The organism is Campylobacter lanienae NCTC 13004 (assembly GCF_002139935.1).
Classification (GTDB): Bacteria; Campylobacterota; Campylobacteria; order Campylobacterales; family Campylobacteraceae; genus Campylobacter; species Campylobacter lanienae.
This window is the reverse complement of sequence record NZ_CP015578.1, coordinates 1,104,514-1,118,329: the sequence shown is the minus strand read 5'-3', so window position 1 is coordinate 1,118,329 and position 13,816 is coordinate 1,104,514. Positions and strand designations below refer to the sequence as shown.

Annotated in this window: 11 protein-coding genes, 1 tRNA gene and 1 pseudogene; 9 read left to right on the top strand and 4 right to left on the bottom strand. The window is 33.0% G+C overall.

Annotated features, from left to right (window positions below; genetic code table 11):
- Nucleotides 1–133 precede the first annotated feature (133 nt).
- Complete coding sequence (locus CLAN_RS05645; RefSeq protein WP_096015048.1) at nt 134–1,942, bottom strand: biotin/lipoyl-containing protein; 1,809 nt, start codon at nt 1,940–1,942, stop codon at nt 134–136.
- A 19-nt stretch (nt 1,943–1,961) separates the two neighbouring features.
- Entirely contained in the window at nt 1,962–3,329 is a 1,368-nt protein-coding gene (locus tag CLAN_RS05640) for a sodium-dependent transporter (protein WP_100590801.1), read from the bottom strand.
- A 172-nt stretch (nt 3,330–3,501) separates the two neighbouring features.
- On the opposite strand from CLAN_RS05640, the gene CLAN_RS05635 reads away from it, so the two are divergent.
- The 9 genes and pseudogenes from CLAN_RS05635 (at nt 3,502) to hemH (ending at nt 12,094) form a co-directional block, all read left to right on the top strand.
- Nucleotides 3,502–3,777 carry a TFIIB-type zinc ribbon-containing protein gene (locus CLAN_RS05635; RefSeq protein WP_096016998.1) on the top strand — a complete coding sequence of 92 codons (276 nt, stop codon included), beginning with the start codon at nt 3,502–3,504 and terminating at the stop codon, nt 3,775–3,777.
- 67 nt (nt 3,778–3,844) lie between these two features.
- A pseudogene (locus CLAN_RS05630) lies at nt 3,845–4,777 on the top strand (glycosyltransferase family 2 protein); the annotation flags it as partial.
- Nucleotides 4,761–6,200, top strand: coding sequence for a DUF6056 family protein (locus tag CLAN_RS05625; RefSeq protein ID WP_100590799.1), 1,440 nt, complete (start codon nt 4,761–4,763; stop codon nt 6,198–6,200). The pseudogene CLAN_RS05630 and the gene CLAN_RS05625, both read left to right, overlap by 17 nt.
- The gene (locus CLAN_RS05620; protein ID WP_100590798.1) at nt 6,197–6,559 is read left to right on the top strand and encodes a GtrA family protein; all 363 of its coding nucleotides are present in this window, start codon (nt 6,197–6,199) and stop codon (nt 6,557–6,559) included. The genes CLAN_RS05625 and CLAN_RS05620 overlap by 4 nt, the downstream gene beginning before the upstream one ends.
- 38 nt (nt 6,560–6,597) lie before the next feature.
- Nucleotides 6,598–8,409: an invasion protein CiaB gene (gene ciaB / locus CLAN_RS05615; RefSeq protein ID WP_100590797.1), complete on the top strand. Its 1,812-nt coding sequence runs from the start codon at nt 6,598–6,600 to the stop codon at nt 8,407–8,409.
- 99 nt (nt 8,410–8,508) lie between these two features.
- Nucleotides 8,509–8,811, top strand: a complete 303-nt coding sequence (locus tag CLAN_RS05610; protein WP_086224097.1) for a F0F1 ATP synthase subunit C — start codon at nt 8,509–8,511, stop codon at nt 8,809–8,811.
- Nucleotides 8,812–8,850: 39 nt separating this feature from the next.
- Nucleotides 8,851–8,935, top strand: a tRNA-Leu gene (locus tag CLAN_RS05605).
- A 150-nt stretch (nt 8,936–9,085) separates the two neighbouring features.
- Complete coding sequence (locus tag CLAN_RS05600; protein WP_100590796.1) at nt 9,086–11,098, top strand: hypothetical protein; 2,013 nt, start codon at nt 9,086–9,088, stop codon at nt 11,096–11,098.
- 63 nt (nt 11,099–11,161) lie between these two features.
- Nucleotides 11,162–12,094, top strand: a complete 933-nt coding sequence (hemH, locus tag CLAN_RS05595; protein WP_100590795.1) for a ferrochelatase — start codon at nt 11,162–11,164, stop codon at nt 12,092–12,094.
- Here hemH and CLAN_RS05590 read toward each other — a convergent pair.
- Both CLAN_RS05590 and CLAN_RS05585 read right to left on the bottom strand, forming a co-directional pair.
- Nucleotides 12,091–13,176: a CinA family protein gene (locus CLAN_RS05590; RefSeq protein ID WP_100590794.1), complete on the bottom strand. Its 1,086-nt coding sequence runs from the start codon at nt 13,174–13,176 to the stop codon at nt 12,091–12,093. The two genes, hemH and CLAN_RS05590, sit on opposite strands and share 4 nt — an antisense overlap.
- A gap of 9 nt (nt 13,177–13,185) precedes the next feature.
- Entirely contained in the window at nt 13,186–13,806 is a 621-nt protein-coding gene (locus tag CLAN_RS05585) for a hypothetical protein (protein ID WP_100590793.1), read from the bottom strand.
- Nucleotides 13,807–13,816: the final 10 nt, after the last annotated feature.

Sequence of the window (13,816 nt, the reverse complement as noted above, 5' to 3'; positions counted from 1 at the left end):
ATTTTTACCTTTTTATAGAATTAAATTTTATTTTCAATTTTAATATTTTTTAGCTTAATATTTGGTTTTATTTAATAAATTTAAATAATAAATTTTATAATTTAGTAAAGCCACCAAATTTGGTGGCTTTAAATTATTTTAGTTTGATTAAGAGTTGTCCATCTTCTACTGTTTGTCCTTGAGAGATAAATATCTCTTCTACTTCGCCATCGATTTCGGCTTTAATTGGAATTTCCATTTTCATAGCTTCTAAGATTACTACGGTTTGTCCAGCTTGGACGCTATCGCCGGTATTTACTAGAATTTTAAATACCCCTGCTGACATAGTGGCTATAATCTCATTTGAAGCGCCGGTTGAGCTTACTACTGCTTTTGATTCGGATTTGCTCTCTTTAGCTTCGCTAGGTTTGGCCGGGGCTATAGTTTTGATACTGAAGTTATCAAAGCCATCTGCGACTTCTACATTGTAGTTGTGGCCATTTACAGTTACGCTAAATTGATTTGAGCTAGATTTTGTGGTTGGTTTTGGCATATCGCTATTTTTGCGTACCATTACTTTGCCTTCGCCTTTTAGATATGCGATGCCTTTTTCTTTACATGCAGCTACTATGAAGATATTTTCTTCTGTTGTCTCTATACCTTCTTTTTCTAAAAGTGATTTTGTGTAGGCTATGGATTTTGTCTCATCTTGATCTGCAATATCTATAGCTGGAGTTGTGGTTGGGTTTAAATTTAATTGTTGAGAAGCAAGCTCTATAATTTTAGAATCAGGGCTAACAGGAGTTTTACCAAAGTATCCTAAAACCATCTTTCCATAACCTTCAGCTATCTTCTTCCAAGGGCCAAATATTACATTATTAAATGCTTGTTGGAAATAAAATTGGCTAACAGGGGTTACGCTAGTGCCATATCCGCCTTTTTCTACTACTTCTCTCATGGCTTTTATCACAGCTGGGAATTTATCTAAGATATTGTTATCTCTCATCATTTGAGTATTAGCCGTAAGTGCGCCGCCTGGCATAGGTGAAAATGGGATTAATGGACTTACTTGAGTTGCTTCAGGTGGCATAAAATAATCTTTTAAGCAATCATGTAAGACATCTTCGTATTTTAAAATTTTATCAACTTCTAAGCCGCCTAGATCATAATCTTTGCCTTTAACCGCATGAAGCATTGTAAGGATATCAGGCTGACTAGTTCCACCGCTAACAGGTGAAGCAGCTAAGTCTATACCATCAACGCCCGCTTCAAGAGCAGCTAAATAACACGCTATGCTCACGCCTGCTGTTTCGTGAGTGTGAAGGCGGATATGGATATTATCACCAACTAATTTTCTAGCCATTTTTATGGTTTGATATACTTTTTCTGGGCTACTAGTGCCACTTGCGTCTTTAAAGCAGATGCTATCAAATTCAATTTCGCTATCTAGAATTTCTCTTAAACATTTTTCATAAAAGGCCGCATCGTGAGCACCAACGCAGTTTGGTGGTAGATCCATCATTGTTACTACGACTTCGTGTTTTAGGCCGTGGTGCTTGATCCTTTGGGCGCTATATTCTAAATTTTTGACATCATTTAGGGCATCAAAGTTGCGAATTGTAGTTGTGCCATGCTTGGCAAATAGCTTTGCGTGAAGATCGACTAGCTCACGGCTACCTGTATCTAAAGTAACTGTATTGACGCCACGAGATAGTGTCTGTAGATTAGCATCTTTACCGGCTACTTCTCTAAATTTATCCATCATCACAAAGGCATCTTCATTGAGATAAAAATATAAGCTTTGAAATCTTGCCCCACCGCCAAATTCAAAGTGATTTATACCAGCGTCTCTAGCAGCACTTACTGCTGGTAAAAAGTCATCCATCAAAACTCTTGCACCAAATACAGATTGGAAACCATCTCTAAAAGTGGTATCCATCACATCGATAAATTTTTTTGCCATATTATTCCTTTTTTTAAATTTAGTTTATAATTTTATAGGCTCCAATTGCCACTATCGCAAGTGGAGCAACATAACGGAGTGTAAAATACCAAATTTCAAACCATCTCCTAGACATAAAACCTGAAAATATAGTAAATAATCCTTCCTTTTTAATAATATATCCAGCAAAAATGCTAAATGTTAAAGCGCCAAGTGGCATTAAGATATTTGAAGTTAGCAAGTCTAATATATCAAAAAACGCTATTGGCTTTTCATTGTTTATAGCTAATGCTGGAATGCTAAAATAGCTACTTGTAACCTCATAGTGTGATAAAATACAAAATATACCTAAAATATATACAAATATTCCAATTATAGATATGGCTTTATTTCTACTTAATTTAAATTCATCTATCAAATATAAAGTAAAAGGCTCTATCATTGAAACGGCTGAGGTAATCCCCGCAAAAAGCAGTGAAGTAAAAAATGCAATCGCAAGAATATTTCCTGCTGCTCCCATTTGAGCAAATAAAGATGTAAGTGATACAAATATAAGCCCAGGCCCATCACTAGCAGGCTGCCCATCTGTAATAGGAATAAATGAGAATACCACAAGTCCCATCATAATGCCTATTAATATATTGATAAAGACAATTGATAGTGTGGATTTAACCAAATTTGTATCATCTGATAAGCTAGCAGCATAAGTAGCTACCGTCCCAACGCCCATTGACATAGAGAAAAATGCCAAGCCTAGGGCTTGTAGTATTAACTCAGGATTTAAAAGTTTGCTAAAATTTGGGATAAAAATAAAGCTTAAAGCTTGAGTGAAGTTGCCACTAGCCAAAATGGCATATACTAAAAGCCCTATAAGCAAGATAAAAAGCGATGGCATCATCCATATATTTAGCTTTTCAATGCCACTTTTAATCCCTTTAGAAACCACATAAAATACGATTAAAAACACAATGCTAAAGCAGACAAATACACTTAAAAATTCATTCTGTATAAGTGAGCTAAATTTGTTAGCGGCATCTTGCGTATTTTGCGGAAGAGTGTCAAAAGATAAAAATATATATCTTAAAATCCATCCTATCACAATCATATAAAATGAAGATATCAAAATCGCAGTTAGCATAAAAAACCCAGCAAATCTCCAAGATTTTTGATTTTTTGGTGCGAGATTTTTGAGTGAATTTACAATATCAGTGCGACCCAATCTACCTATAGAAAGCTCGGCTAAAAAGACCACGACAGCTACTCCAAGAGTGAGAATTATATATAATAATATAAATGCCGAGCCACCATTATTGCCTATCATTGTAGGAAATTTCCACGCATTTCCTAGACCAACAGCACTGCCCGCCATCGCAAGAACAAAGCCAATTTTGGAAAATTTATCTCCCATTTTCTCCCTTGAGCTCAAATATGCTAAGTTTATCAAAATTTTTCTTTTTATATACTTTTTTTTTACATTTTTTTTAATTTCGTTATATTTTTTCCTTTTTTTGTAACTTTTTGAAATTTGCTATTAATATTTTTGCGTTAAAATTGCCTAAATTTAATCAAAAGGATAAGCTATGTTATGCCCAGTTTGTAAAGATGTGAATTTGGTAATGAGCGAAAGAAGTGGAGTAGAGATAGATTATTGTCCAAGTTGTCGTGGTGTATGGCTAGATCGTGGTGAGCTTGATAAAATTATAGAAAGATCAACGCAAAATTCAAGACAAAATGAGTATTTTAGCTCTAAAAGAGAGTATGAAAGACCAGATAGAAGATATGATGATAGAGGCTATCATGATAGGTATTATAAGAAGAAAAAAGAGAGCTTTTTATCAGAGCTTTTTGATTTTTAAATTTAGGAGTAAAGTTGAAAAATTATTCTTTTAGTAGTAGTGGGGGGGGGTAGAGCTATCTTTTGTAGTACCTTGCTATAATGAGAGTATGAATCTAGATAGCTTTTATCTAGAAATTTTAAATCAAATCAATACTATTAATATACAAAATTCTAAACAAATCAGTTGTGAGTTTATATTTATAAACGATGGTAGCACAGATAATACTTTGGAGATTTTAGATAATTTAGCATTAAAAGATAATAGAGTTAGAATTCTAAATTTTTCGAGAAACTTTGGTAAAGAAGCTGCGATCTTAGCTGGACTTCGAGCTAGTAATGCTAAGGCTACTATATTAATCGATGCTGATTTACAAGACCCAGTAGAATTGATCCCTATAATGTATCAAAAATATATAACGCAAAATATAGATATGGTGTGCGTTAGGCGGATAGATAGAAAAGGCGAGAGCAAGATTAGAGCCTTTTTTAGCGATATGTTTTATAAATTCAGCCGTTTGATGAGTGAAATTTCTATCCAAAGTGGTGTTAGGGATTTTCGCTTGATGAGTAAAGAGGTGGTTGAAGCGATTTTGAGCCTTGGCGAGTATCATAGATTTTCTAAAGCGATTTTTGAATGGGTTGGGTTTTCTAAAATTTACTTAGAATATAGCTATATCCCTAGAAATGGCGGAAGTAGTGGATGGAGTTTTTGGAAGCTTTTTAAATACGGAATTGAAGGGTTAATTAGCTTTTCTACTATGCCACTTAGATTAGCTTTTATCTTAGGTTTTATGGCTAGTTTTGGTGCTTTCATCTATATGATTGTTTTGATTATTGATACTTTGATATATGGAAATGCTGTTAGAGGATATCCATCTTTGATGTGTGTGATTATATTTTTTAGTGGTGTTATTTTGATTGTTTTAGGAATTATTGGAGAGTATATAGCTAGGATTTATGAACAGGTAAAAAATCGCCCAAATTATATTTTAAAGGATATGAATGATAAGCAACATTAAATATTTAAATTTATCTATTTTTGGTGGTTTATTTATCATTTTGCTATTTTTAAATTTACTCTATCCGGCTCAAGCAGATGATTATGCCTTGTATCAAAGTGCTTTAAATGGCAATTTTTTATCAACTTATTTTAATTGGAACGCTAGAATTGGCGAAATTTTGTTTTCTGGATATTTGGCTAAATTCGTCTTTAGTCCTATTTTTGATATTATTAACGCATTTATAGGTGTGGCTTTTTTCTTTTTTGGATTTGTGCTTTTATTTGGAAGGGTTATAAAGGATAAAATCGATGTAGCTTTACTTGCTTTTTGGTTTGCTATTTTGGGATTTTTTGGATATTTTGGTTCGATATTTTTATGGGGTGCTGGAAGTGCTAATTATCTATGGGGAGTTACTTTGATTTTTATATTTTGTATTCCTTATAGATTGTTTTGGGATCAAATTTATAATCACACTCAAAAAAGTAGCCATAATTTATGGGTAAATTTAGCCTATTTTGGTTTTGGATTTTTAGCATTTTTGGCTGGTATGGCGAGTGAATTTATCGGAGTTATGATTATTTTTGTTATTATAATTAGCTTTATTTATGCGATATATCATAAAATATCATTACCTCTTTGGCAAATTTGGGGATTTTTTGGTTTTGTGGTTGGCTGGATAACGCTATATTTATCACCTGGAAGTAATAAACGGGTAGAAATTACTAATTTTATGAGTTTGGGTGAGTTTTTTGATTTATCATTTTTAGATAAAATCCTCACGCTAAATCAAGCTTTAAATCATAATTATTCAGATATATTTCTTATTTTTCTTATACTTTTTTCTATATTTTATGTGTTAAAAAATGGGATTAAATTTAGATATTATCACTGGATTATAGCTATTTTATCTATTGGTATTGCTACTGTTTTTACAAAGCATATTTGCGCTGCTTTGGTTTTTGCTTTATTACTATGGATGATGAGAAATTTAGCTATCAAAGATAAATTTTATTATGTTTATATCGCTCTATTTTTGCTTTGGATTTTTATGGGATTTGTGCTTTTTGGGCTAATAGATGGTGTGCCTAGACGGACTAGCGTAGTAAGAGATATAGTTTTGATGGCTATTATCGTTTTAATATTTAAAGACTTATACAACACTTATAGTAAAAAAATTATTATTATAAGTTTTTCTTTGTTTATTTGTAGTGTAGCATTGCTTAGCTATCACACTTATAAGACAAATTTAAGCCAAAAAGCGATTATTAAAGAGATTATAACTCAAAAAGCAACTGGTAAAAGCGATATAGTAATACCAAAAAATTTGATTTATCACTCAACAAAATTTATAGATTTTGGCAATTTGCAAGAGGATTCAAACCACTGGATAAATCAAGTAGTAGCGAAACATTATAATATACAGAGTATTTATATAAAATGAGAGAGATTATCATCTATGCTTTAGTTGGTATAGCAAATACTTTTGTTGGGCTTGGAAGTGTGCTTGCTTTGACATATTTTGGTCTTATTGCTGAGATAGCAAATTTTTTAGGTTATGTGATTGGGATTTGTTTATCATATTTTTTAAATAGCAAATTTACATTTAAATCCAAAATAACAGCTACAAAAGCATTGAAATTTCTCATTTCTATGGGGATTGCTTATTGTTTAAATTTGGGATTTTTGACTATAAGTTATAGGGCATATGATATAGATGTCTATCTGGCTCAATGTCTAGCTGGTGCGATATATACTATTAGCGGATTTTTGCTTTGTAGATATTTTGTTTTTTTAAAATAGATATAATTTGCTTTTTTAAATACAACACAAGGTCAAATATGAGTTACAAAAGATTAAATGAGATATCAAAATCCTTTAAAAATGAGTTAAATCAATTGTATAAAGATATGGATAATCCTATAATTTTACAAGGATTAAAGATAGCAAATTTACCAAATAATAGCCAAACTAAAATAGCTATAACAGATAGAATAGTCTCGCTTAGAACCACAAGTGTAGAAAATGAGTTAAAGAGATTGGGCTTAGATAAAGGCCAAATTAGAGAAGTTAATGCGAATTTATATGATTTTGTAAGCAAATTTTATATAGATAGATTTGCTAAAATGCTTAATCTTGTGAGCCAAGAAGGGCTTTTGAGCGAATTTGAAATGGAGCTTTTATGGAGTGTGCATAGAGTTGGGATCGTGATTACAAATATGCATAAAGTCTGGCAAAGCCATATAATTGATGGGATAAATGATGAGTTTGAAACTAAATTTGATAATATCTCTCAAGCTATGAAATTTATCAATGATAATGAATTGTATCAGCTTAGCGATGGTCTAAAATGCGATAGAGTTTATGGCGCTGTGATAAAAGATATAGATGGATATAAAATGACCCCTTATATGTTGGCATTTCCTAGTGAGTGTGGGGCGGTGGTGAGTGAATTGCAAAACTCTATAAATTCGCTAAAATCTCTAGCTAAAAGCGATCAAGATATGGCATATATAGAGTATTTTGAGGCTTTGAAACTTGCTTTTAGTGAGTGTGAAAATGATAGAGTAATATCAAAATGGCAAGATGCTGAGAGAGCCTGGATGCAAACCCGCTCGGCTATACAGATCGGCCATCCTTTGGAGTATTATGAAGATGCTTATACTCACGCTGTGGCCTTAGAGTGGGATGTGAGATTGAGCGATCAAAGCGGGATTGATGAGGGTGAATTGAAAAATCAGATAAAGGATAGCTTTGATCAAATTTACTCTCAAATAGAGCCTAAAAACTCAAATATGGCTAGTTTGGTCCATTCTAATATCGATAAAACTCAGCTTTATATATGCGCTCCTATGCTCTATTATGGAGCGGAATTTAATGGGCTTTTTTCGGCTCAAGTGGTTCCAAATGATGAGATAGTAAGTGGCGAGTGTGGTAAGAAGATTTTTGCTTTTGTGGATTTTGTCTATCAAAGCTCTAAGGCTAAGCCTTTTATGAAGTTAGCAAGTGAGATTTTTGATAAAGAATTTTTAGATTATGGTCGTGAAATTTTGTTTAATAATGAGAAAATTTGGAAGCAAGTTTATGAAATTTCCACAATCGGGCATGAGTTTGGGCATATATTATTTATGGATAGTGATAGCGAAAATTTGATGAATATTGGCGGGGAATTTAAATTTATAGAAGAGTATAAGGCCACAACGGGTGGGCTAGTTAATTTCTTTTTACATGAAAAAAATGAGCTAATTTTGCCTGTTTTTGCTGAGCTTATTAAGCGAAGTGTAGGGTTGATAGCGTGGCAAAAGGTGCTTGAGACTAGGGCGTATTATTGTGAGGGTTTGATACATTTGACGCTGTTATTTAGGGCTGGGGTGCTTGGGTTTGATGAAAAGAGATTAAGATTAAGCTTTAATCAGCAAAGTTATGAGAAATTCAAAAGCTTAACTTTGGAAAATTATATCGATTTAGCGAGTTACTATACCAAAAAGATAAATGCTAGTGAATTTTTGGCTAAATTCGCATATTTTGATGGAGAAATTTACCTGCCGCATGATGCTGAGGTGGCGAATTTTGTGAAATATTATTATAATAGATATGAAATGATAGGCAATGAAATTGATGAGAGTGGCGAGTGGCAAAAGTGGCAAAATTAATGAAAAATTAAAAGAAAATTATGTATAATTTTGCGTTTTGAATTCTAAGTAGGGAATTTATCCGAACTAATTCAAACAATATTTTTTTAAGGAACTATTATGAAAAAGATTCTTTTTCTTCTTGTAGCTTTAACAGGCTTAGCATTTGGTGCTGATGGCGAACAGATCAAAGCATTTTCAGTTGTAGCTGCTGGTATCGGTCTTGGTGTGGCTGCTCTTGGTGGTGCTATAGGTATGGGCCATACTGCTGCTGCTACTATCTTAGGTACAGCTAGAAACCCAGGTCTTGGCGGCAAACTACTTACTACAATGTTTATCGCTCTTGCGATGATCGAAGCACAAGTTATTTACGCACTTGTTATCGCTCTTATCGCACTTTATGCTAACCCATTTTTAGGTTAATTTTTAGCCCCGTTTTGGGGCTTTTTTGAATTCACTTTTGCGATCATGGTGGAATGGTAGACACGCTATCTTGAGGGGGTAGTGCCGCTACGGTGTGCGAGTTCAAGTCTCGCTGATCGCACCATTTTTATTAAGTTTAGATAAATCTTAAAAATTTTTAAATTATTTATAAATAACGCTACTTAAATTCTCATAATTATTGAAAAGCTTAAAAATTAATTATTATAAGCTAAATTTAGTATTTTTGGATATAATTTTGGATCTTAGGATGGTTATGAGAGCTCTATTTTTACTTATATTTTTGGTAGTTTCTTTGGTGGCAGATTGCGATATATCTAGTGTTGTGAGTTTAGAGCGTGATGGGATAAGTCTTAGAGATAATAGCATTGTAAATCAAAATATACAAGAGTACTATAAAATCAAAACTAGCAAAATCGAATCAAATAAGCAAGTTGCGATATCGATAACGGCGCAATTTGATACCTTAGTTAGCGTGAGTTTCACTAGTGTTACAATGGCGAAATTTGATTATAAAATCTCAAATTCCATCCAAAATAGCCATCTTATTTGTAATAATACTTATCAAAATGATGGCTATAAATCTCAAGATATTATATTAAAAAGTGGAGAAAATCTCTTAATAACCTTTGGTGTGGCTGATATGGGGCTAAGTGATTATGAGTTTGAGTCTGAAATAGCACTAAATATGCTAAGCCCAAGTCAAAACTCAAATAGTTATGAGAGTTTCGGTGAAATTTATACACAGATTATCGGGCGAGAATTTGAAGTGGAATTTCAGACTACTAGCGTTATTAGTGATTTTGAAATTTGGCTTAATAACAGATATAAAATTTATCAATCTAGTACTTTTAGCGGTGGTAAAATCCCACTTATGATTCCAAATTTACCAACGATAGATTATAAAAATTTATATCTTATAGCCAAATACAAAGACCAAAAAGCCAACTCAAAGCAGATTCAATCATCTAAATTTAACGCCAGAGTGGCTAAATTTAAGCTAGAAAATATCCCGCAAAATCCAAAAGGGGGAGTGAAATATAGAGATTTTAAGCTTATTGCTTTAGATTATAATGGCAATGTAGTAACTGGGTATAATGGCTATTTTAGCGGTGATTTTATAGGCCATACCTTAGAAAATTGCGTGGCAAATCTCTCATCTGAGACTATCGAGTTTAAAGATGGGGTAGGGGTGATTAGCACGGATAAAGATGGATTTGTCTATCCTGATATTGGTGTGGCTAGGATTGAGTTTGTAGATAGGCAAAATAGCGATAAAATTCATAAAGGTTGCTTGATAAATAGCTTTACAAATGATCCAAATGAGCTTGGTTTGATAGGTTGCGATGCTGGAATTTCTAAGGATATCGCATATTTTGATTATGATAAAATCGTTCATACAAATACTATTTTTGGCTCCAAATTTGGATTATTTGGGGTTATGGATGAGAATTTAAGCCTTAGTCAATATAGTGATTTTATGGGTGTTAGTGCGAATTTGGAATTTCAGGTTCGCCTAAGCGATAATAGTGTAGCTAAGCTTTTTAGCGCTGGATGTTATGGCGATGATGTGAGTTTTGGTAATTCTAGTAGGCTATCTTTACACGCTTTAAGTGAGTCAAATGATGATCACATATATAAAAGTAGTGAAAATAGCTATACAGTTAGCAAAAATAGCTTCAAAAATGGTATTGCTAAAGCTTGGTTGAAGGTATCTTTACCACGAGAAAAACCGCAAAATCCATATAAAATTCTATCAAGCGATATTGATTTGAATTTAACTCAAAAGCCAAATTTATCGCAAGATTATAGCTATTTATACTATGCTAAGGCTTATGGAGATAAGCTTAGTCAAGCGGTGAATTATCCATATATTGCTAAGATATATTTCGCTATTTTTTGTGATAATGAGTGTCAAAATATAGCTAAAAATAGTAGTGAGTATAGTCCGGTTTTAGATGAAAATATGAGTGGGGTATCTGAGTTAAGGGATTATTTTGTCTTTAAAAATTTTAATATTTCAAAAGATATTGTGAAATTTAATTCTACTCTAAATTCTAGCGATGTGATTGATGGCGTGATGGAAATTGAGATTAATAGTGAGCAAAAGAGCGAATTTGAGATTAATAATACTCATTTTTATGGGGGTGATTTTGTTTGGGTGAGGTTGTTTAAGGATAGCTCTTGGGTAGGCGTGGGGGATTTTGGCGAGGTGATGGGGATACAAAATGGTCAAAATATCCGCTATAATCGCTCTATTGAGTGGTAAAATATTAAATTTTTTTCAATATAATTAGCTTAATAATTAGCTCAATTTAGCAAAGGGTAAGTGATGAAAAAAGTAGTTGTACTATTAAATATGGGCGGTGTTGATGAGCTAGCTCAAGTTAGAGTATTTTTGAAAAATATGTTTAATGATCCATATATTTTAGGGATTAAAAATCGCTATTTAAGAGCCTTTGTAGCTTGGATGATAACTACAATGCGGGTTAAATCAGCCACGCAAAATTATTTGCAATTAGGTGGCAAATCTGCTCTAGGCGATATCACAAGATCGCTAATATCTAAATTAAATGCCAAATTTGGTTCAGATAATCTAATCTTTGATTATGCGATGAATTATACTCCGCCTTTTGCTTTTGATACCTTTAAAAAATATAAAGACGCTGATGAGATAGTGCTATTTCCACTATATCCGCACCACTCTACAACCACAATTCTCTCAAGCCTTAAATCAGCCCAAAAGGCTTTAAGTGATCTTAAAATTGAAGCAAAAGTTAGTATAATAGAGTATTTTTATAATAATACTAAATTCAATAATATCATATGCAATCACATTATCAAAACTCTAGGCGATGATGATGCTACCGGTATTGATCTGATATTTTCGGCGCACTCTTTACCGCAGAAGATTATAGATAATGGGGATTTGTATGAGAAGCATTTAAGGGAGCATGTGGGGATATTAAGCTCTCTTTTAAATAGCCGTGGAGTGAGGTTTAAAAGCATTACTCTAGCCTATCAATCCCGCCTTGGCCCAATCAAATGGCTAGAGCCGAATTTAAGTGAAGTTTTGCCGAATTTAACAAGCAAAAGAGCAATGATATATCCTATTAGCTTTTGTATTGATAACTCTGAGACTGATTTTGAGTTAGCGATTGAGTATAAACATATTGCTGATGAGAGTAAATTTGAGTATTATAATGTGGTAAAAGCGCCAAATGATAGCGACGAATTTGCTCAATTCATCGCTAATAGCATCTAATCAAGCTCTGGATAGGTGCGAAGTAGCAAGGTATAGGCGTGTATGGCACTTTGAGTTCTTATATAATTTCTATCACCGCTTAATAGCAATCTAGATGAGATAACGCCTTGGCAAGAAGCGACTGCTACAAAGACCGTTCCTACTGGTTTTTGCTCGCTACCACCATCAGGGCCAGCTATACCGCTAATAGCTAAGGCGTAATCGGCCTTACTCAAATTCAAAGCACCCCTAGCCATCTCTTCAACACACTGCGCACTAACAGCACCAAAGCTATCTAATGTATCACTATCAACCTTTATCCAGCTATTTTTAATGCTATTTGAGTAGGTCACTAGTGAGCCATCAAATGCCGCACTAACACCAGGAATGCTACCTAACATCGCAGCGCAAATTCCGGCGGTGCAAGATTCTGCGAAGGTGATTTTTTTGTTGTTTTTAATTAATTTTTTAGCGATAAACTCGACTATATTATCAGATGGAATGATTTTGCCGATGAAGAGATTGGCAACGCTATCAATGAAGCTATCTATATGACCATATTTGCTTGCGCTAACTTTAATCTTGGTTAATCCATCGATGATTTGAGTAAGGGCGATATTGACATTATAAGTAGCAGTTAGAGGCTCTAGTAAGATTTGAGCGCTCTCTTTATCAATATCGATTATGTGAAATATCTTTGAGTTTTGCTCATCTTGGGTGAGAATTTCGGGTAGCTCTTTGGTTGGTTCGGCTTTGATTAGGTTTATTTTGGAGTTATTGATACCTATTAAGAAGCTATTTTTGCTAAATTTAATCGCTTGAGATGGCATAAGCGTATCAAACTTAAGCTCAATCGTATCAGCAGTAAGAGTAGCTAAAATCCTGCTAAGTGTGTTAAATCCATTTTCATTAGCACAAATTGTGATATTCTCATAATAATTTATACAATTTTCTATATAAAATGGTAGCTCTTTGTTATTATTTTGGATATATTTCACAGAAGCAAGGGAATCGAATTTTTTCTTATAAGAAGCAAAAAAATAGTCCAAAAATGGAGTATTTATCTGTAAATCTTCGCCTAAGATTATAATTAAATTTTTCATATTTAGCCTTTAATATGTGATTTTAAATTTAGTATAAAAGTTATTGGTTTGATTAGTATTATAAAGCGATAAATCTATATATAGATTTTTGTAAATTTGAGTATTGATATAGTAATTTGTATTGTATCTGCTACTTTCATCTTGATAAAATAGGGTGCCGATTTTGCTATTTTTTAATATTTGAGCGCTGATATTTGATGAGTGCGTACATATGGTTTGCTCATCTGTGGAGTTATCATATATGGCGTTTATGGAGTTAGTGAGTGTTAATATACTTAAATTTAGATTATGTGATACCGAATATATACTAGAAAAGCTATAATCATTTTCATTTTTGTTTAGTGATTGAGTTATATTAAAACTAATATTTTTTATAGCCCAGTGGTTGAATTGAAGGGATTGGATATTGATAAAATCGATATTATTTAATCCGCTATTATCTTTATGATTAAGAGTGTAGCGTGATGTTAATGCTTGGAAATTTTCTATATTTAAGTTTTTATATAGATTATCATTTAAATTTATTGGTGAGAATGAGAGTTGAGTGTTATCTTTGTCTAATTGAGTGCTACTAAGCTCAAAGCTATTTAAGACTACATAGAGCAAAGAAAGCAAGATAACTACTCTCAAATTTAATCCT

Excerpts from the sequence above, each read along its gene's own strand:
- CLAN_RS05640 (WP_100590801.1), bottom strand. The coding sequence starts at position 3,329 with ATGGGAGATAAATTTTCCAAAATTGGCTTTGTTCTTGCGATGGCGGGC.
- hemH (WP_100590795.1), top strand. The coding sequence starts at position 11,162 with ATGAAAAAAGTAGTTGTACTATTAAATATGGGCGGTGTTGATGAGCTA.
- CLAN_RS05645 (WP_096015048.1), bottom strand. The coding sequence starts at position 1,942 with ATGGCAAAAAAATTTATCGATGTGATGGATACCACTTTTAGAGATGGT.
- ciaB (WP_100590797.1), top strand. The coding sequence starts at position 6,598 with ATGAGTTACAAAAGATTAAATGAGATATCAAAATCCTTTAAAAATGAG.
- CLAN_RS05635 (WP_096016998.1), top strand. The coding sequence starts at position 3,502 with ATGTTATGCCCAGTTTGTAAAGATGTGAATTTGGTAATGAGCGAAAGA.
- CLAN_RS05620 (WP_100590798.1), top strand. The coding sequence starts at position 6,197 with ATGAGAGAGATTATCATCTATGCTTTAGTTGGTATAGCAAATACTTTT.
- CLAN_RS05600 (WP_100590796.1), top strand. The coding sequence starts at position 9,086 with ATGAGAGCTCTATTTTTACTTATATTTTTGGTAGTTTCTTTGGTGGCA.
- CLAN_RS05590 (WP_100590794.1), bottom strand. The coding sequence starts at position 13,176 with ATGAAAAATTTAATTATAATCTTAGGCGAAGATTTACAGATAAATACT.
- CLAN_RS05610 (WP_086224097.1), top strand. The coding sequence starts at position 8,509 with ATGAAAAAGATTCTTTTTCTTCTTGTAGCTTTAACAGGCTTAGCATTT.
- CLAN_RS05625 (WP_100590799.1), top strand. The coding sequence starts at position 4,761 with ATGATAAGCAACATTAAATATTTAAATTTATCTATTTTTGGTGGTTTA.